The following is a 17,130-nucleotide window of genomic DNA, read 5'->3' as shown; positions in this document are numbered from 1 at the left end:
AGGATCAGGGCCGGTATCCGGACTCTCCCCCAGCCCGCTCTGAGCCGGCAGATCAGGGCGCTGGAAAGGGACATCGGCGCTGCATTGCTCGAACGCAACAGCCGGGGCTGCCGGTTGACCCCCGTCGGTGAGGTCGTGGCCCGTGAGGCCGGCGAGCTGCTGGCCCACGCGGACGCGTCGCGGGAACGGATCCGCGCGGCCGTCGGCGGACGGCAGGGGCAACTGCGCCTGGCCCTGACCCGCTCCGCCCGCGGCGGTCCCGTCGACGCCCTCCTCGCCGAGTTCCGTACCCTCCATCCGGACGTGGATCTGGTCGTACGGACGGGATGGACCGCGCACAACATCACCGAGCTGCCGGCCGGAAGGCTGGACGCCGCCTTCATACGGCCGCCACTGGACGGCGAGGGCCTGGAGTGCCGGCACCCGATCGTCGATGCCCTCGCCAGGTCGGCCACACGGTCCGACTCGTCGAGCGCGTCCAGGACCTCGGACACCGCACCCCAGTAGGGGCTGCGGCCGTAGTACTGGCGGACGAGAAGTTGGACCGTCCGGCGCGAGCGACGCGGATCAACGAGCCGTGCCTGGCTGATCAGCGTCGGGCGCCCGTGGGGAAGGTGCGTCGGGAGCGTGAGCCACTGCTGTCGGGATGGATCGTCCAGCGCGACGAGACGGGCGCGGTGCTGGTAGTCGCGCCGGGCGAACTGCACGTCGCCCAGGACGATCCACAGGTCGGCGGAGAACAGCTTGGCCAGCGTGGCCAGCCGGGGAAACAGGTTCGGTTGGTGGATCGCGCACAGCTCGTCCGATGCATCGGCGCTGGGCGGCTCAGGTGCTGATGAGGCGACTGTCGAAGCCGGCGCCCAGGAGGCGCTCGTAAGCGTCATACACATCCCCCGGTACGTCCTGCTCGACGGCAAAGCCCAGCTTCGGGTACTCGATCACCCGTTGCAGGTCACCGACGAGCATGTCGACGACGAGCTTCTCGTCGCCGATGGACTTGATGTAGTCGTCCAACTCCAGCGGCTCGGAGGCGCACACGACCTCAGCCTCGGGCCACAGCTTGCGGCAGGTCGCATACGAGCAGCGCTCCATGTACGGCTTGGAGATCAGCAGCAGCGACTGCACTTCCACCCCGGCCTCGGCCAGCAGCTCGCGGGAGAAGGTGATGTTCTGGCCGGTGTTGGCGGCCTTCGACTCCACGATGATCGCCTCGTCCGGCACCCCCGGCTCAGCGCGTGCTCGCGGTAGTGGACGGCCTCGCCGCGCGGGAAGCGAGCGCGGGTGGTGGGGCTGTTGCCGCCGCTGAAGACCACGACCGGGAAAAGGCCAGCGCGATAAAGGTCGACCGCATTAGTCGCGACCCCAAGGTCGTGGCTGCCCAGGCCAATCGCCGCCGAGCAGGGCCGCAGCTCGTGGCCCATCTGGTGGTAATTCCAGATCAGCGTCGCGTCGTGGAACTGCTCGTCGGTGATCTGGCGCTGCTGGTGCTCCGGCACTGGCACTCCCTGGCTCATCCTTGCTGGCCCTTTCGGATGCCCTCAATACTGCGCAGCTGGTGGCTCAGCCCGTACTGCCGGGCCACCTGTGCCGCCTGATCGAGGACGGACAGCCCATCATTCCGGGTCGCCGCATCCGACAGAAGGATGTGCCCGTACGCGGTGTCCAGCCTCACCCGCTGCATCGGGGAGTCGACCGTGCCGGTGGTGCGCGCGATGTCGATGTAGTGCAGTGCCTGCTTCAGGTCGCCGGCACCGCGACAGGCCAGGACCAGCTTCTGGTGGGCGACCGACCAGTCCTCCGGCTCGCCCAGGTCCTCGAAGGCACGAGTGGCGGCCGTCATCGCGTTGGTGGCGTACTCGTTGTCGCCCTCCTTGCTCAGCTACCGACCCGCCCAAGTGATCGAGGCCGTCCGGCAGCTGCGTGAGGCGGGCGCCGTGACGACGGAACCTCGTGCCATCAACGCTAAGACGCGAGTGAGCCTTGCGACGACGGCACCCTCTACCCGTCCGTCAGCCGAGCAAGGCGCCCTCTGGTGAGAGGCCGCGAAAGCACATCCAGGGCACATGAGCCTGGGAAACGGCGTTGATAGGTGAGAACTAACGAGAGGAGTTTTCCCAGGTCAACGCGCCTTCCTTGCGAATCCCCAGGTCAGCGCCCTCCCGCCCCCAATCGCTGCACGAGTGGCAGGCCTTCAGCCACAGGTGGCATGAGGCGGGGCATCAGCCGTACTGCCTGGTGTGGCCCTGAGCTGGGGTTTTCGCTGGTAGCGGGCGGGGTCTTCGGGCCTCGCCCTTTTTGGTGCCGGAAGGGGGCCGTCAGACGGCCAGGGCACAGTGAGAGCACATGGGTTGGGCCGGGGGACCGATGTGCCCTCAAGCACCACGGACCGACCGTCGCGATGCCGCAGCGCGGGTTCGGTCTCTTCCGAGGCAGGGCGGCGGTCTGATCCCGAAGGCCGGCGGCCGCCTGCTCGATGGCAAGAGCGTCAACGCCGGGACACGGACCCCGCACGCACCGACCGTCAGGTCTCGAAGCGCCGCCGGGCGGACTCGATGTGCCGGAAGTACTGGTGCGTCCAGTCGCACATCCCGTCGACCGTCGCCCGCAGTCCGCGGCCCGCTTCGGTGAGCGTGTACTCGACGCGGGGCGGGACGGTGGGGTGGACGGTTCGCTCGGCCAGGCCGTTGCGCTCCAGCATGCGCAGGTTCTGGGTGAGCATCTTGTGGCTGATGCCCTCGACCCGGCCGCGTAGCTCGCTGAAGCGCAGGGTGCCCTCCCCCAGGGCCTCGATGATCAACAGCGCCCATTTGTTGGCGACCTCGGAGAAGATCTCCCGCGCCAGGGAATCGGCGCGCCGTAGGTCTGCATCCTCGGCCGAGCCGCTGAACTGCTTGGTCACCATCAGGTTCCCCAGTCACCGAAAAGTGCGTTCTTCCATGTCAACGCACACTCTCCTACGGTTCCTGAGTAACCACAAGAGACCGCGTTGGTCTGGTCTGACGAACACGGTGACGAACACGGGCCTGCACACAGGAGCCCGGGCAAGGAGACGGACAGCATGGCCATCACTCTGAAGAACCCCGATGGACTGCCGAAAATCGATGTCTACCGGCAGGTGGCGATCGCGTCCGGTTCGAAGCTGGTCTTCGTCGCCGGGCAGGTCGCCTGGGACGCGGAAGGTGCCACGGTCGGCGAGGGCGACCTCGCCGCCCAGGTTGAGCAGTGCTACCTCAACGTCGCCACCGCGCTGGGCGAGGCCGGCGGTTCCTTCGACGACGTGGCGAAACTGACCTTCTACGTCGTCGACTGGACTGCCGACAAGATGCCCCCGCTCCTGGAGGGGATCTCCCGGGCGGCCGCGAAGCTGGGACTCACTCCGGTGCCGCCGGCCACGCTGATCGGCGTCGCCGCCCTGGACGTCCCCGAGCATCTGGTCGAGATCGAGGCCACCGCAGTCCTCGACTGACGGGGGCCACGAGCGCCGTCACGGCCGACACCGTCAGGGGGTCCGTCCGCGGGTCCGTCAGAGGGTCCTGCCGGGGTTCTCGGGGCGGATGCGTCCGCGCCAGCCGCCGGTGGTGCCGCCGGTCTCGACGTAGTCCTTGAAGCGGTGCAGGTCTCCCGTCACCCGTCGGCCGATCACACCGAGGGCGTCCGCGCCCTTCTCGGCGACGCCGGTGGGCTCCAGGTCCATCGTCAGCTCGACCCTGGTGTGCGTGTCGTCCAGCCGCTCGAACCGGACGGATCCGCGCTGCCGGGTGTCGCCGCCGACGGACCGCCAGGTGATCCGGTCGTCCGGCAGCTGGTCGACGATCTCCGTGTCGAACTCGCGCCGCACTCCGCCGATGCTGGTGGTCCAGTGGTTGTGCCGGTCGTCGAGCTGAGTGACCTGCTCGACGCCTTCCATGAAGTTCGGGAAATCCTCGAACTGAGTCCACTGGTCGTACGCCCTGCGGAGCGGAACCTCCACGTCGACCGCTTCCTTGACCGTGCTCATGGGGTCCTCCTCGTCGGCTTCAGTAGGTGTGCGGGACGCCGGGTACCCGGGAAAGCCGAGCGAAGACCGTGTCGTCGCGGCCGACGTGTCACCCCGCGCGTACGCCGCCGAAGTGGTCCCGTGGTGCCGCGTAGTACGCCGTGAGGGCGGGAACCCGGCGGCCATGAACGCTGACGCAGGAATCCGGGGGCCGTACTGGATCGAGTCCGCGCCGCCGGGAGAACCCGCTCCACCGCCGTCCGGTGACCTCGTCGTCGACGTGGCCGTCGTCGGGGGCGGCATCGCCGGGCTGAGCACGGCCTGGGAACTGGTCCGGCAGGGGCGCGAGGTGGCCGTGCTGGAAGCCGACCGTCTCGCCGCCGGGGTGACGGGCCGGACGACGGCCAAGCTGAGCGCCCTGCACACGCTGGTCTACGACCGTCTCCGCCGCACCCGCGGCGCCGAAGGAGCGCGGCTGTACGCGCAGTCGCAGTCGGCCGCGATCAGGCACGCCGCCGAACTCGTGGAGGAGTTGGACATCGACTGCGACTGGGAGGAGGCGGCCGCCTTCACGTATGCCGAGAACCCCCGGGGCGTCGGGGAGTTGCGGGCCGAGGCGGAGGCGGCGCGGGCGGCGGGACTGCCGGCCTCGTTCGTCACCGACACGGAACTGCCGTTCCCGGTGGCCGGTGCGGTCCGGGTGAGGAGGCAGGCGCAGTTCCATCCGCGGAAGTACCTGCTGGCACTCGCGGACGACCTGCGCCGGCGCGGCGGTGCCGTCCACGAGGGCACCCGCGTCGTCGGTCTCACCGAGGGCGAGCCCTGCGTCCTGTCGACCGACGTGGGCGTGTCGGTGCGCGCGAACGAGGTGGTGGTCGCCACGCACTACCCCGTCTTCGACCGGGCCCTTCTGTTCACCCGGCTCTCCCCTCGCCGTGAGCTGGTCGTGGCCGCGACCATCGACGAGAGCCGGGCCCCGCGCGACATGTACATCACGCCGGAGGACGGCACCCGCTCCGTCCGCAGCGCACCGTACGGAGACGGCGAGCGTCTGCTGATCGTCACCGGGGAGCACTTCACCCCCGGCACGGCGGACGTCGAAGAACGCTTCGCCCGCCTGTCGGCCTGGGCCACCGACCACTTCGAGGGCCTGACCTTCACCCACCGCTGGGCCACGCAGGACAACGACTCCACCGACTCCGTGCCCCTCGTCGGGCCGCTCCACCCCGGCAGCCGCCACGCGTACGTGGCCACCGGGTTCGGCGGCTGGGGTCTGAGCGGCGGCATCATGGCGGGCTGCCTGCTCAGCGACCTCATGGCCGGCCGGGACGTCCCGTGGGCCGGTCTGTACGACCCGCGGCGCCTGCGCTCCGTGATCCGCGAGGGGACGTCCTTCCTGAAGCATCAGGCCCAGGTGGCCCGGCACTTCGTCGGCGACCGGCTGCCGCCCCTGAGCGGGCCCGGACTCCAGGACATCTCTCCCGGCGACGGCGCCGTGGTGCGGCTGGACGGGCACCCGTGCGCCGTGTACCGGGACGAGGACGGTCACCTTCAGGCGGTCTCGGCGACCTGCACGCACCTGGGCTGCCTCGTGGCCTTCAACCGCGCGGAACGGGCCTGGGAATGCCCGTGCCACGGCTCCCGTTTCGCCCCGGACGGACACATCCTCCAGGGGCCTGCCGTCCGCCCACTGGACACACGCGACATCTGACGGAGAGGGCGCCCTCGGCCCGCGGCCCATCCCGTCCCCGTATCGGACCCATCCCGTGCAAGCGGCGTCCCCGGCCGCACACGCCCGGCCGGCACGACCGGCACGACCGGCACCCGCCGCTCGTTACGTCTGCGGCCGAGGGGTACCCGTGGGACGCTGCCGGCTCGTAGCCGGGCAGCGCCGCCCGTTCCCTTCCCGACCTCGGAGCCCTCGTGAAGGCGCACGTCAGCAACCCCACGCTCAAGAGGTCCCCCGAGCCCTCCACCATCCGAACACCGGCCCGCGACGACCCCCACGACCTCGCCCCGGCCCCGCCGGCACAGTCACCGACGGCGTCGGGGCGGCGGTGACGTCCATGGCAGCCGAATGCTCGATCGCCGCCGCCCCGCTGCGCTACTGGGTCCCCCGGGGTGTCTATCGCCCGCAGGCCGACACGCGGCTTCTGGGGCGGGCCCTGCGCCGTGAGTCGATCACGGCACGGACGGACGTACTGGACCTGGGCACCGGCAGCGGGGTGCTCGCGGTGGAGGCGGCGCGGCTCGGCGGCCGGGTCACCGCGGTGGACATCTCCTGGCGGGCGATCGCGGTCGCCTGGTTCAACGCCCTGCTGAACGGACAGACCCTGCGCGTACGCCACGGCGACCTGGCGTCGGGGGTTCCCGGCCGCCGTTTCGACCTGGTGCTCGCGAACCCGCCGTACGTCCCCGCTCCGGGCCAGGCGCCGCCCCGGGGGATCGCCCGGGCCTGGGACGCCGGTCCGGACGGCCGCCTGCTGATCGACCGCGTCTGCGACAGCGCGCCGAGGGTCCTGCGGCCGACGGGGACGCTGCTGATCGTGCAGTCGGACCTGTGCGGCGTGGACGCCACACAGGCCCGCCTGGCGGGGGCGGGCCTGCGCGGGGACGTGGCCGACCGGTTCCGGGTCCCCTACGGCCGTGTGCTGCACTCACGGCTCGGCTGGCTGCGCGAGCGGGGGCTGACGGACGGCAGTACGACGGAGGAGCTGGTGGTGATCCGTGCCGAACACGCCTGAACGCCCGCGCCGGATCCGCGTCCAGCGGGACGGGCCCCTGCTGATCGAGGGGCCGGTCGAAGTGGTCGGCGAGAACGGCGAGGTGACGGTGTCCGACCGCTTCACGGTCGCCGTCTGCACCTGCCGTCGCAGCCGGCTCTTCCCCTGGTGCGACACCAGCCACCGCCGCCGCACCGCACCGCGGACCCCGGAGACCGACTCGGAAGCGACCGCTGCGCAAGAGGAAGCGAGCCCTACGCAAGAGGGCGGTGCCGCATGACCGGCACCCGATCCAGCACCCGATCCGGCACCCGATCCGAATCGCAATCCCGGTCCCAGGCCCAGCCCCAGGTTCGGCCCCGGCCCCGGCAGCGGTCCCCCCGTCTGCCCGAGCCGCGCGGGCCGCTCTCCGCCGCGGTGACGGCCCTGCTGCGGGAATCGCCCCAGGCAGGCGTCCCCGCCCCCTCCCCCGACGACTGCCACCCCTACGGCGACGACCTGCAGCTCGCCCTGTATCTCCTCTACGAGCTGCACTACCAGGGCTTCCAGGACGTCCCCGACAGCCTTGAGTGGGACAGCGGTCTGCTGGCCTGCCGCGGCGCGATCGAGAGCCGCTTCCTCGGCGCACTGCGCGAGGACGTGCCGATGGCCGGCGCCGACACGGCCCAGCAGGCGCTGAACGAGCTCCAGATCGAACCGGCCGGCGACGACGGTACGAGCGTCTCGCACTTCCTCCACGACGAAGGCGACCTCGGCCACCTGCGCGAATACGCGGCGCTGCGCTCGCTCTACCACCTCAAGGAGGCGGACCCGCACGCCTGGGTCATCCCCCGGCTGCACGGGCGGGCGAAGGCGGCGATGGTGGCGGTGGAGTTCGACGAGTTTGGTGCGGGCCGTGCGGACGAGATCCACGCGGAACTGTTCGCCGACCTGATGGCGGACCTGGACCTGGACACGGCGTACGGGCACTACGTCGACGCGGCCCCGGCCGAGGCGCTCGCCACCGTCAACCTGATGTCGCTCCTCGGCCTGCACCGGGCGCTGCGCGGCGCGCTCGTCGGCCACTTCGCCGCCGTCGAGGTGACCTCGCCCCCCGCCTCCCGCCGCCTCGCCGAGGCCATGCGGCGAGCGGGCGCCGGACCGGCGGCCGTACGGTTCTACACCGAGCACGTCGAGGCCGACGCCGTGCACGAACAGGTCGTACGACACGACGTCGTCGGGGGTCTCCTGGAGAGCGAACCGGGCCTGGAGACCGACGTGACCTTCGGGATACGGGCGACCACCCATCTGGAGAACCGTCTGGCGGCCGGGCTGCTGAAGGCCTGGCGGGCCGGTGCGACGGCGCTGCGCGGACCGGGCCTGGCACCCCGCGCCGCACCCACCCGCGCCCCACGCCCGTGAAGGAAGTCCGGCGGCTCGCCGTGAGCGTGCCATGCGGCACCGGCGCCGTACCGATGCCGTGCACACGCCTCGCGCCGGCCGACGAGTCGCGCGGTACAGCGGCTACGGACGGGGAACCCGGCACCCATGGCTCCGAACCACGACGAGGCCCCCGTCCTCGACGCACTTGCCCGGTATCGCGACGCCGACGAGATGGGCTTCTCTCCTCCCGGCCACAAACAGGCTCGCGGCGCGGACCCCCGCGCGCGGGCGGTGCTGGGTGACGCCGTCTACCACGGCGACGTCCTGGCCGACGGCGGCCTCGACGACCGGATGTCCCGTGGGCAGGTGCTGGAGCGTGCCGAGAAGCTGATGGCCGACGCGGTGCACGCGGACCACACGTTCTTCTCGACCTGTGGCAGTTCCCTCTCGGTGAAGGCCGCGATGCTGGCGGTGACCTGTCCGGGGCACCGCCTCCTCGTCGGGCGGGACGCGCACAAGTCGGTGGTCGCCGGGCTCATCCTGTCCGGCGTCGAGCCGGTCTGGGTGGAACCCCAGTGGGACGCCTCCCGGCATCTGGCCCACCCCCCGTCCGCGGCCGCCTACGAGAAGGCGTTCCGTGAGTTTCCCGATGCCGACGGTGCCCTGGTGACCAGTCCGACGCCGTACGGCGCCGCGGCCGACCTCTCGGGCATCGCCGACGCCTGTCACCGCCTCGGCAAACCGCTCATCGTGGACGAGGCGTGGGGTGCGCACCTTCCCTTCCACGACGATCTGCCGTCGTGGGCCATGGACGCGGGCGCCGACATCTGCGTGACCAGCATCCACAAGATGGGCAGCGGCCTGGAACAGGGCTCGGTCTTCCATCTCCGGGGCGATCTGATCGACCCCGCCGAACTGGCCTCGCGCGCGGACCTCCTCGGCACGACCAGCCCCAACGTCCTGATCTACGCCGGTATCGACGCCTGGCGCCGTCAGATGGTGCAGTATGGTCACGAACTCCTCGGCGGGGCACTGGAGTTGGCGGCACACACCCGTAAGGCCATCGAGGAGATCGACGGCTTCCACGTCAATGACGCGGCCGACTTCTGCGGCCCCGCCCTCGCCGCGGACTTCGACCCGCTGCCGGTCGTCATGGACATCAGCGCGCTGGGTGTCGGCGGCTACCGGGCAGCCGACTGGCTGCGGGCGAGCCATCACCTCGACGTTCATCTGAACGACCACCGCCGCATCGCCGCGCAGCTCACCCACGCCGACGACGAGCGGACGGCCGCGCGTCTCCTCGCCGCCCTGACCGATCTCGCGGCCCACGCCGACGACCTGCGAGGCGCCCCCGAGGTCGCCGTCCCCTCCCCCGCCGGTCTCCGGCTCGAGCAGGCCCGCCTGCCCCGCGACGCCTATTTCGCGCGCCATACGGACGTCCCGGCCGGCGAGGCCGCGGGCAGGATCGCCGCCGAGATGATCACCCCCTATCCGCCCGGCATCCCCGTCGTGCTGCCCGGCGAACGGCTCACCGAGCCGGTCCTCGAGTACCTGACCACGGGCGTGAACGCCGGCATGTTCCTGCCGGATCCGGCCGACCCGCGCCTGGACACCGTGCGGGTCGTCGACGAACAGGCGGACCGCTGAAACCCGCCGCTCGCGGCCTGCGCGCACGACCGAACAGGGCAGCGCTGGAGGCACCATGGACCGCTCCGGAGAGACCACGGGACTCGCTCTCGTCGTGATCGACATGATCAACACCTACGATCACGAGGACGCCGACCTGCTGGTGCCGTCCGCCCGCCAGGTCGTGCCCGTCCTGGCGGACCTGATCGGCCGGGCCCGTCGCGCCGACGTGCCGGTGATCTACGCCAACGACAACTTCGGCCGCTGGCGCTCCCACCACGGAGAGCTCGTCGAGGCCGCGCTGGCCAGGCCCCACGCCGATCTGATCGAACCGATCCGGCCCGACGACGACTCACTGTTCGTGGTGAAGGCCCGCCACTCCGTCTTCCACGAGACGCCCTTGTCGTACCTGCTGTGGCGACTGGGCGTCGGACACGTCGTGCTGAGCGGCCAGGTCACCGAGCAGTGCGTCCTCTACTCGGCCCTGGACGCCCACATCCGCCATCTGCGGGTCACGGTGGCCGACCACGCCGTAGCCACCATTCACCCTCATCTGGGAGCCGCCGCCCTGGAAATGATGGAACGCAACATGGGCGCACGGATCGTCCCGGCAGAGAAGATCGACTTCTCCGCCGCCGACTAGCCCGGGAACCGCGGCGGCCGGTGAGCACGACACCAGTCGGGGCTGCACCGGTGAGCTCTACATGAGATCCCCGTCGCCGATGCACTTGTCGTGCTGTGCGAGCGGCCGCACCGCGCGGCTCAGTTCCACCAGTACGTCGTCGACGGCGGCGACCCGGGCGACTCCGGCCCGCGCTCCGCCCTTCACCCCGACCGACGCTCCACCCTTCACCCCCGGCCCACGCTCCGCCCCTCACCCCGGCCGACGCTCCACCCCTCGCCCCCGGCCGACGCTCCGCCCCCCGGCACCCCGCCCACCGTGAAGCCGATCACCGCCCCGCCCCCGTCGCGGCGGAACGCGAACGGTGCTCCGCCGTGTGCCATGGCCACCTCCCGCACGATCGACAGGCCCAGCCCGGACCCGGGCAGTGAGCGGGCGTCGGCCGCGCGGTAGAAGCGGTCGAAGATGCGGATCAGGTCGCAGTCGGCGATTCCGGGGCCCCGGTCGAGGACCTCGACGCGGACCGTGCCCGGCCGGGCGGGGCCGGAGACGGCGATCTCGATGGGGCCCGTGCCGTCGCGGTCGAACTTGGCCGCGTTCTCCACAAGGTTGGAGATCGCGCGCTGCAGCATCCCGGGGCGGCCGTCGGTCGTCGTGTCGCCGCTCGCGCGGACGGTGACCTCACGTCCGGTGCGACGGCGGGCGAGGCCCGCGACGTCCTCGGCGATGTCCGCGAGGTCGACCCGCTGGGGCGGCTCGTTGTCGGACTGCCCGGCCGCCAGGTCCACCAGTTCGTTGACCAGGTCGGTCAGTTCGCGCGCCTCCTGGCTCAGGTCCGCGACCAGGTCGTCGCGGCTGGCCGGGGGCAGTTCGTCGATGCGGCGCAGCAGCGAGATGTTCGTACGGAGCGAGGTGAGCGGGGTGCGCAGTTCGTGCCCGGCGTCCTGGACCAGGCGGCGCTGGTCCTCCTCGGACTGGGCGAGGCGGCCCAGCATGCGGTCGAAGGCGCGGCCGAGGCGGCCCACCTCGTCGTAGCCGGCCACGGGCACCTCGATGCCGAGGCGGCGGGTGCGGGCGACGTCCTCGGCGGCCGAGGTGAGAATGATCAGGCGGCGGGTGATGCGCCGGGCCAGCCACCATCCGAACAGGCCGGCCGCCGTCACGACCGCGGCCATCAGGATCAGCGTGCGCTGCTGCAGCGCCCGCAGCAGGTCCTCGGTGTCGCTGAACTCCTGCGCGACCTGCACCGCGCCCCGCCCGTCGCCGAGGGAGACGGTCGCGATCCGATAGACGTCCTGGGCGACGTCGACGTCCTTGTGCTCGGCCATCTTCGCGGAGTCGTTCGCGGCGGCGACGGACCGGTCGGCGGCGGTGATCGGCAGTCCGGGGCTGCCGGGGTCGACGACGGTGCCGTCCCGCCCCAGTACCTGCACGTCCGTACGCGCGGGCCGCACGATGTCGTGGCCCGGCGCCGAGGAGGAGAAGTCGTCCGTCGTCATCCGGTGCTGGCGCACCTCGTCCCGCAGGTCCTGCACGACCTGGTCGAACACGGACTCCTGGTCGACCCGCACCAGCCGGGCGGCGGCCCCGTACGACAGCACACCGACCAGTACCGTGACGGCGGCGGTGACCGCGGCGAACGACACCGCGAACGTGGTGCGCAGGGAGACCAGCCCCGGCCGCCGTCTGGCCAGCAGCCGCCGCAGCCTGCCCACTCAGTCCTCCCGCAGCACGTAACCCACACCGCGCACCGTGTGGATCAGCGCCGGTGCCCCCGGCTGGTCGAGCTTGCGGCGCAGATAGCCGACGTAGACGGCGAGGTTCTTGGAACCGGGCCCGAAGTCGTAGCCCCAGATGCGGTCGTAGATGGTGGAGTGGTCGAGGACGATTCCGGCGTTGCGGACCAGGAGCTCCAGCAGTTCGAACTCGGTGCGGGTCAGCTCCAGTTCGCGCTCCTCGCGCCAGGCGCGCCGCGCCTGCACGTCCATGCGCAGGCCGGCGGCCTCGATCTGCCGGTCGGGGACCTGCGGCTGCTTGCCGGGGGCGCCTGCCGGGGCCGCCGCCCCGCTGTCCGTGCTGGTCCGGCGCAGCAGGGCCCGCAGCCGCGCGAAGACCTCCTCGACGTCGAACGGCTTGACCACGTAGTCGTCGGCGCCCGCGTCCAGGCCCGCGATGCGGTCCGCGGTCTCGACGAGGGCGGTGAGCATGAGGATCGGGGTGCGGTCGCCCTCGGCGCGCAGCACCCGGCAGACCTGGAGCCCGTCGATGCCGGGCATCATCACGTCCAGCAGGAGCACGTCCGGCGGGGTCCTGTGGGCCTGCGCCAGCGCCTCCACGCCGTCGGCGACCGCGGTGACCTGATAGCCCTCCAGGCTGAGGGCCCGCTCCAGGGCGTGACGGATGGCGCGGTCGTCTTCGGCGAGCAGCACAGTTTGGGGCACGCCCCCATAGTGCCAAGGGCCCGGAGTGCCGCGCCGTGATGAGCAGCTCACCCGGGACCCTTCTTACTGGCCTCTCACCCCTGTGACGCAACCGGGACCCTGCCCCTACCGTCCTCTCACCCTGCGGGCCGAAGGGCGGCGAGCCGCTGCTCGAACGGCACGAGGTCGGGCTCCGCCTTCCTGGCGGCGGCCCCCGCGGCCAGCCCGGTCATCAGCGCCGCCAGTTCCTGAGCGGCCCGCTCGATCCGTCCGTCCAGTCCCTCCGCGCCCCAGTCCTCCGAGGCGGCGTAGACCCCGGTCGGGACGACCACCGCCCGCAGGTAGGCGAAGAGCGGTCGCAGCGCGTGCTCCAGCACCAGGGAGTGCCGCGCCGTACCGCCGGTCGCGGCGATCAGCACGGGCGTGCCCGCCAGCGCGTCCTTGTCGAGCACGTCGAAGAAGGACTTGAACAGTCCGCTGTACGACGCCGAGAAGACGGGGGTGACGACCACGAGCCCGTCGGCCTCGGTCACCGCCTCCAGCGCGGCGGACAGGTTCCGGCCGGGGAACCCGTTGGTGACGTGGTGCGCGATCTCCACGGCGAGGTCGCGCAGCTCGACGACCTGCACCTCGGCAGGGGTCTGCCGGCCCACCGCGGCGGCGAGGCGGTCGCCCAGCAGCCGGGTGGACGACGGGACACTCAGCCCCGCCGAGACGACGACGAGTTTCATGCAGCGGCCTCCTTCTCCTTCATACGGCGGCCTCGTTCTCCGCTCATACGGCGGCGGCCTCGTCCTTCTCGGCGGCGGCCAGCAGGGTCGCGTGGGTCGGCGCCTCGGGCACGTTCGCGGGGCGCCCGGCCGCGAACTCCTTGCGCAGCACCGGCACGACCTCCTCGCCCAGCATGTCGAGCTGTTCGAGCACGGTCTTCAGCGGCAGCCCCGCATGGTCGAGCAGGAACAGCTGGCGCTGGTAGTCACCGGCGTACTCGCTAAAGCTCAGCGTCTTCTCGATCACCTGCTGAGGCGAGCCGACGGTGAGCGGGGTCTGGTCGGTGAAGTCCTCCAGGGAGGGCCCATGGCCGTAGACCGGCGCGTTGTCGAAGTACGGCCGGAACTCCCGCACCGCGTCCTGCGAGTTGCGCCGCATGAACACCTGTCCGCCGAGGCCGACGATCGCCTGCTCGGGCGTGCCGTGCCCGTAGTGCGCGTACCGCTGCCGGTACAGCTCGACCATCCGCTTGGTGTGGTCGGCCGGCCAGAAGATGTTGTTGTGGAAGAAGCCGTCGCCGTAGTAGGCCGCCTGCTCGGCGATCTCGGGCGAGCGGATGGAGCCGTGCCAGACGAAGGGCGGTACGTCGTCCAGCGGCCGGGGCGTGGAGGTGAAGCCCTGCAGCGGTGTGCGGAACGTGCCCTCCCAGTCGACGACGTCCTCGCGCCACAGCCGGTGCAGGAGCGCGTAGTTCTCGACGGCGAGGTTGATGCCCTGCCGGATGTCCTTGCCGAACCAGGGGTAGACCGGGCCGGTGTTGCCGCGGCCCATCATCAGGTCGACCCGGCCGTCGGCCAGGTGCTGCAGCATCGCGAAGTCCTCGGCGATCTTCACCGGGTCGTTGGTGGTGATCAGCGTCGTGGAGGTGGAGAGGATCAGCTTCTCCGTCCGCGCCGCGACATAACCGAGCATCGTGGTCGGCGACGACGGGACGAACGGCGGGTTGTGGTGCTCGCCCGTCGCGAAGACGTCGAGGCCGACCTCCTCGGCCTTCAGCGCGATGGCGACCATGGCCTTGATGCGCTCGCGCTCGGTCGGCGTACGGCCGGTCGTCGGGTCCGGCGTGACATCGCCGACGCTGAAGATCCCGAACTGCATGGTCTCTCACCCTCCAGGTTGTTGACGGTTCAACTATACCCGGGAACGACGACCCAGCCCCCCCGTATTCCGCACCCCGAGGCGACTGTCGGTGCCCCGTCCTACGATCGCGACATGGCCGCCCCACGCCGAGACACCCGAGGCATCGTCGGCGCCGCGGACTTCCTCGCGCGCGTGGACTTCCGCCGCCCCGAGCCCGCCGAACCGCTGCGCCGCCATGTCGAGCACTACTGGCTGATCGACTGGGACCTCCGGGAACCGTACGTCTCGCAGGTGGTCCCCCACCCCGCCGTCCACATCGTCTTCCAGCAGTTCGAGGGCCAGGAGCCTCGCGTGGAGATCGCGGGCATCCAGCACGGCCTGTTCACGCAGAAGCTGGAGGGGCGCGGACGGGTGTGCGGCATCAAGTTCAGACCGGGCGCCTTCCGGCCCTTCGCGCCCGGACGGGCGGTGAGCGAGTGGACGGGCCTGCGGGTCTTCTCCCCCGAGGTCTTCCCGGAGGTCTTCCCGCAGACCGACCTCGCCGCCGTCCTCACCCCGGACGACGAGGGGGCCCGCATCGCCGCCCTCGACGCATTCCTCCTCGCCCTGGACCCGCGCCCCGACCCCCAGGCCGACCTCGCGACGGCCCTGGTCGACCGCATCCGCACCGACCGCACGATCCGCCGCGTCGCCGACTTCGCCCACGCCGAGGGCATGTCCGTACGACTGCTGCAACGCCTCTTCGCCGGGTACGTCGGCGTGGGCCCCAAGTGGGTCATCCTGCGCTACCGCATCCACGAGGCCCTGGAGCACGCGGAGACGGACCGGGAGGTGGACTGGGCCGCCCTGGCGGCCGACCTCGGCTACGCCGACCAGGCCCATCTGGTACGGGACTTCACGGCGACGGTGGGAGTACCACCCACCGCCTACGCCGCCGATCCGACGGCTTCGGCTCCAGGCTCCTAGGCGCTGCGGCGCGTCAGGCGCGCCCCGGTCCGCCGCGTGCCGGAGCCCGGCCCCGCACCCCGGCCCGGCGACCGGCCGAGGCCGACCTCCGACGATTTTCCCTTGACGACCGGGAGAACAGCCCGGATATTTATCTGCGTGACGCAGACTCTTCGTAACGCAGATGAATCTCCGACCCTCCGCACCCGTGCCCGCACCCGCTGGGCCGTCCTCGCCGTCGTCCTGGCCGCCGACGTCCTCGACCTCCTCGACGCGACGATCACCAACATCGCCGCGCCCACGATCACGCGGGACCTCGGCGGCGGCGTGAGTCTCGTGCAGTGGCTCGGCGCCTCGTACGCCCTCGCGCTCGGTGTGCTGCTGGTGCCCGGCGGACGGCTCGGCGACAGGTTCGGGCGCCGGCGGCTGTTCCTGATCGGACTCGCCGGGTTCGTGGCCGCGTCGGTCGCGTGCGGGCTGGCCCCGACTCCGGCGTTCCTGGTCGTGGCCCGCCTGATCCAGGGAGCCTTCGGGGCCCTCCTCGTCCCACAGGGCTTCGGAATCCTCGGCGCGGCCTGGCCGCGCGAGGAGATCGGCAAGGCGTTCAGCCTGTTCGGGCCGGTGATGGGACTGTCCGCGGTGGGCGGCCCGATCCTCGCCGGCTTCCTGGTCGACGCGGACGTCGCGGGCCTGGGCTGGCGCCCCATGTTCCTGATCAACCTGCTTCTGGGCTCAGCCGCGCTGCTCGCCGCCGCCCGCCTGCTCCCCCGCGACACCGGTGACCCCTCCGTCTCCGTCGACGTCCCGGGCTCCGCCCTGCTCGCGGGTGCCATGCTCGGCCTGCTCGGCGGGCTCATCGACGGCTCGGCGGCCGGCTGGACCTCCCGGCCGCTCGCCCTGCTCCTGCTCGGCCTCGCCCTGTTCGCCGCCTTCTGCCACCGCCAGCGCACCGCCGCCGACCCTCTGATCCGCCCGTCCCTGCTCCGCAACCGCGGCTTCACCTCGGGCCTGATCCTCGGCATCCTCGCCTTCGCCGCGGTCGCCGGCCTTCTCTACGTCGTCTCCCTCTACTTCCAGCAGGGCCTCGGCCGCTCCCCCGCCGGCACCGCACTCGGCCTGATCCCGCTCTCCGCGGGCATCGTCGTCGCGTCCATCGCCTGCTACCGGTTGATCCACACCTACGGACGGCTGCTGGTCGTCGCGGGCCTGCTGATCATCCTGGCGGGCTGCGGCTACCTGGCGGCACTCGCGGGCGGGGCTGCCGCTCCCGGCAGCTGGGCCCTCGTTCCGCCGCTCCTCCTGATCGGCCTCGGCATGGGCACCTGCTTCGGCACGGTCTACGACGTCACCATCGGAGACATCGCCCCCGAGGAGGCGGGCAGCGCGAGCGGCTCGCTCAACGCGGTACAGCAGCTGGCCAACGCGATGGGCGCCGCCGCCGTGACGACCGTGTACTTCAAGGCGGCCGAGGACGGCGAACCCCACGCCCTGCTCGCGAGCCTCGCCGTGGTCGCCGCGGCCGTCACCCTGTGCCTGCCTCTCGTACGACTGCTGCCGCGCAGGGCTCCCGCGCAGGATCACTAGGGAGCCCGCGGACGAGCGCGG

At 71.6% G+C, this 17,130-nt stretch carries 17 protein-coding genes and 3 pseudogenes; 10 read left to right on the top strand and 10 right to left on the bottom strand.

Annotated features, from left to right (window positions below):
- Positions 1–3: 3 nt before the first annotated feature.
- A complete protein-coding gene (locus ACYUED_RS25840) occupies positions 4–507 on the top strand; it encodes a LysR family transcriptional regulator (RefSeq protein ID WP_491294436.1) in 504 nt (167 codons plus the stop codon).
- Here the strand turns inward: ACYUED_RS25840 and ACYUED_RS25835 are convergent.
- From ACYUED_RS25835 to ACYUED_RS25820, 4 genes and pseudogenes are all read right to left on the bottom strand, one after another.
- Positions 498–884 (bottom strand): annotated as a pseudogene (locus tag ACYUED_RS25835) (WbqC family protein); the annotation flags it as partial. The gene ACYUED_RS25840 and the pseudogene ACYUED_RS25835 overlap by 10 nt on opposite strands.
- Positions 826–1,514 (bottom strand): annotated as a pseudogene (locus ACYUED_RS25830) (YdcF family protein). The pseudogenes ACYUED_RS25830 and ACYUED_RS25835, both read right to left, overlap by 59 nt.
- Positions 1,511–1,879 (bottom strand): annotated as a pseudogene (locus ACYUED_RS25825) (hypothetical protein); the annotation flags it as partial. The pseudogenes ACYUED_RS25825 and ACYUED_RS25830, both read right to left, overlap by 4 nt.
- 642 nt (positions 1,880–2,521) lie before the next feature.
- On the bottom strand, positions 2,522–2,902 hold the full coding sequence (locus tag ACYUED_RS25820) for a winged helix-turn-helix transcriptional regulator (RefSeq protein ID WP_491285502.1): 381 nt from the start codon (positions 2,900–2,902) through the stop codon (positions 2,522–2,524).
- Between the two features lie 156 nt (positions 2,903–3,058).
- On the opposite strand from ACYUED_RS25820, the gene ACYUED_RS25815 reads away from it, so the two are divergent.
- Positions 3,059–3,466 (top strand): RidA family protein, encoded by a 408-nt coding sequence (locus ACYUED_RS25815; protein WP_491285500.1) that lies wholly within the window; start codon positions 3,059–3,061, stop codon positions 3,464–3,466.
- Positions 3,467–3,523: 57 nt separating this feature from the next.
- On the opposite strand, the gene ACYUED_RS25810 is transcribed toward ACYUED_RS25815, so the two are convergent.
- Positions 3,524–3,997 (bottom strand): SRPBCC family protein, encoded by a 474-nt coding sequence (locus ACYUED_RS25810; RefSeq protein ID WP_491285498.1) that lies wholly within the window; start codon positions 3,995–3,997, stop codon positions 3,524–3,526.
- Between the two features lie 163 nt (positions 3,998–4,160).
- Here ACYUED_RS25810 and ACYUED_RS25805 point away from each other — a divergent pair, with 163 nt between their 5' ends.
- The 6 genes from ACYUED_RS25805 to ACYUED_RS25780 all read left to right on the top strand — a co-directional run bounded on the left by ACYUED_RS25805 (position 4,161) and on the right by ACYUED_RS25780 (position 10,330).
- Entirely contained in the window at positions 4,161–5,687 is a 1,527-nt protein-coding gene (locus ACYUED_RS25805) for an FAD-dependent oxidoreductase (protein WP_491285496.1), read from the top strand.
- Positions 5,688–6,042: 355 nt separating this feature from the next.
- Entirely contained in the window at positions 6,043–6,720 is a 678-nt protein-coding gene (locus ACYUED_RS25800) for a HemK2/MTQ2 family protein methyltransferase (protein WP_491285494.1), read from the top strand.
- Positions 6,704–6,979: a CDGSH iron-sulfur domain-containing protein gene (locus ACYUED_RS25795; RefSeq protein ID WP_491285492.1), complete on the top strand. Its 276-nt coding sequence runs from the start codon at positions 6,704–6,706 to the stop codon at positions 6,977–6,979. The genes ACYUED_RS25800 and ACYUED_RS25795 overlap by 17 nt, the downstream gene beginning before the upstream one ends.
- 137 nt (positions 6,980–7,116) lie before the next feature.
- Positions 7,117–8,100: an iron-containing redox enzyme family protein gene (locus ACYUED_RS25790; protein ID WP_491285490.1), complete on the top strand. Its 984-nt coding sequence runs from the start codon at positions 7,117–7,119 to the stop codon at positions 8,098–8,100.
- Between the two features lie 126 nt (positions 8,101–8,226).
- Positions 8,227–9,708: an aminotransferase class I/II-fold pyridoxal phosphate-dependent enzyme gene (locus ACYUED_RS25785; protein ID WP_491285488.1), complete on the top strand. Its 1,482-nt coding sequence runs from the start codon at positions 8,227–8,229 to the stop codon at positions 9,706–9,708.
- Positions 9,709–9,763: 55 nt separating this feature from the next.
- Positions 9,764–10,330, top strand: coding sequence for a cysteine hydrolase family protein (locus ACYUED_RS25780; RefSeq protein WP_491285486.1), 567 nt, complete (start codon positions 9,764–9,766; stop codon positions 10,328–10,330).
- Positions 10,331–10,387: 57 nt separating this feature from the next.
- Here ACYUED_RS25780 and ACYUED_RS25775 read toward each other — a convergent pair whose 3' ends face one another.
- From ACYUED_RS25775 to ACYUED_RS25755, 5 genes are all read right to left on the bottom strand, one after another.
- Positions 10,388–10,516 (bottom strand): hypothetical protein, encoded by a 129-nt coding sequence (locus tag ACYUED_RS25775; RefSeq protein ID WP_491285485.1) that lies wholly within the window; start codon positions 10,514–10,516, stop codon positions 10,388–10,390.
- Positions 10,517–10,536: 20 nt separating this feature from the next.
- Complete coding sequence (locus ACYUED_RS25770; RefSeq protein WP_491285483.1) at positions 10,537–12,024, bottom strand: sensor histidine kinase; 1,488 nt, start codon at positions 12,022–12,024, stop codon at positions 10,537–10,539.
- Complete coding sequence (locus ACYUED_RS25765; protein WP_491294434.1) at positions 12,025–12,738, bottom strand: response regulator transcription factor; 714 nt, start codon at positions 12,736–12,738, stop codon at positions 12,025–12,027.
- A gap of 128 nt (positions 12,739–12,866) precedes the next feature.
- Complete coding sequence (locus ACYUED_RS25760) at positions 12,867–13,460, bottom strand: FMN reductase (protein WP_491285482.1); 594 nt, start codon at positions 13,458–13,460, stop codon at positions 12,867–12,869.
- Positions 13,461–13,503: 43 nt separating this feature from the next.
- Positions 13,504–14,598 carry an LLM class flavin-dependent oxidoreductase gene (locus ACYUED_RS25755; protein WP_491285480.1) on the bottom strand — a complete coding sequence of 365 codons (1,095 nt, stop codon included), beginning with the start codon at positions 14,596–14,598 and terminating at the stop codon, positions 13,504–13,506.
- 114 nt (positions 14,599–14,712) lie between these two features.
- Between ACYUED_RS25755 and ACYUED_RS25750 the strand changes: the two genes are divergently transcribed.
- Positions 14,713–15,546, top strand: coding sequence for a DUF6597 domain-containing transcriptional factor (locus ACYUED_RS25750; protein ID WP_491285478.1), 834 nt, complete (start codon positions 14,713–14,715; stop codon positions 15,544–15,546).
- 138 nt (positions 15,547–15,684) lie between these two features.
- Positions 15,685–17,109, top strand: a complete 1,425-nt coding sequence (locus ACYUED_RS25745) for an MFS transporter (protein WP_491285476.1) — start codon at positions 15,685–15,687, stop codon at positions 17,107–17,109.
- Positions 17,110–17,130 lie beyond the last annotated feature (21 nt).

This window comes from Streptomyces sp. DF42 (assembly GCF_058267695.1).
Note: the sequence above shows the minus strand (reverse complement) of the source record. Positions and strands in the feature narration are given on the sequence as shown.

Excerpts from the sequence above, each read along its gene's own strand:
- ACYUED_RS25820 (WP_491285502.1), bottom strand. The coding sequence starts at position 2,902 with ATGGTGACCAAGCAGTTCAGCGGCTCGGCCGAGGATGCAGACCTACGG.
- ACYUED_RS25815 (WP_491285500.1), top strand. The coding sequence starts at position 3,059 with ATGGCCATCACTCTGAAGAACCCCGATGGACTGCCGAAAATCGATGTC.
- ACYUED_RS25810 (WP_491285498.1), bottom strand. The coding sequence starts at position 3,997 with ATGAGCACGGTCAAGGAAGCGGTCGACGTGGAGGTTCCGCTCCGCAGG.
- ACYUED_RS25805 (WP_491285496.1), top strand. The coding sequence starts at position 4,161 with ATGAACGCTGACGCAGGAATCCGGGGGCCGTACTGGATCGAGTCCGCG.
- ACYUED_RS25800 (WP_491285494.1), top strand. The coding sequence starts at position 6,043 with ATGGCAGCCGAATGCTCGATCGCCGCCGCCCCGCTGCGCTACTGGGTC.
- ACYUED_RS25785 (WP_491285488.1), top strand. The coding sequence starts at position 8,227 with ATGGCTCCGAACCACGACGAGGCCCCCGTCCTCGACGCACTTGCCCGG.
- ACYUED_RS25780 (WP_491285486.1), top strand. The coding sequence starts at position 9,764 with ATGGACCGCTCCGGAGAGACCACGGGACTCGCTCTCGTCGTGATCGAC.
- ACYUED_RS25760 (WP_491285482.1), bottom strand. The coding sequence starts at position 13,460 with ATGAAACTCGTCGTCGTCTCGGCGGGGCTGAGTGTCCCGTCGTCCACC.
- ACYUED_RS25755 (WP_491285480.1), bottom strand. The coding sequence starts at position 14,598 with ATGCAGTTCGGGATCTTCAGCGTCGGCGATGTCACGCCGGACCCGACG.
- ACYUED_RS25750 (WP_491285478.1), top strand. The coding sequence starts at position 14,713 with ATGGCCGCCCCACGCCGAGACACCCGAGGCATCGTCGGCGCCGCGGAC.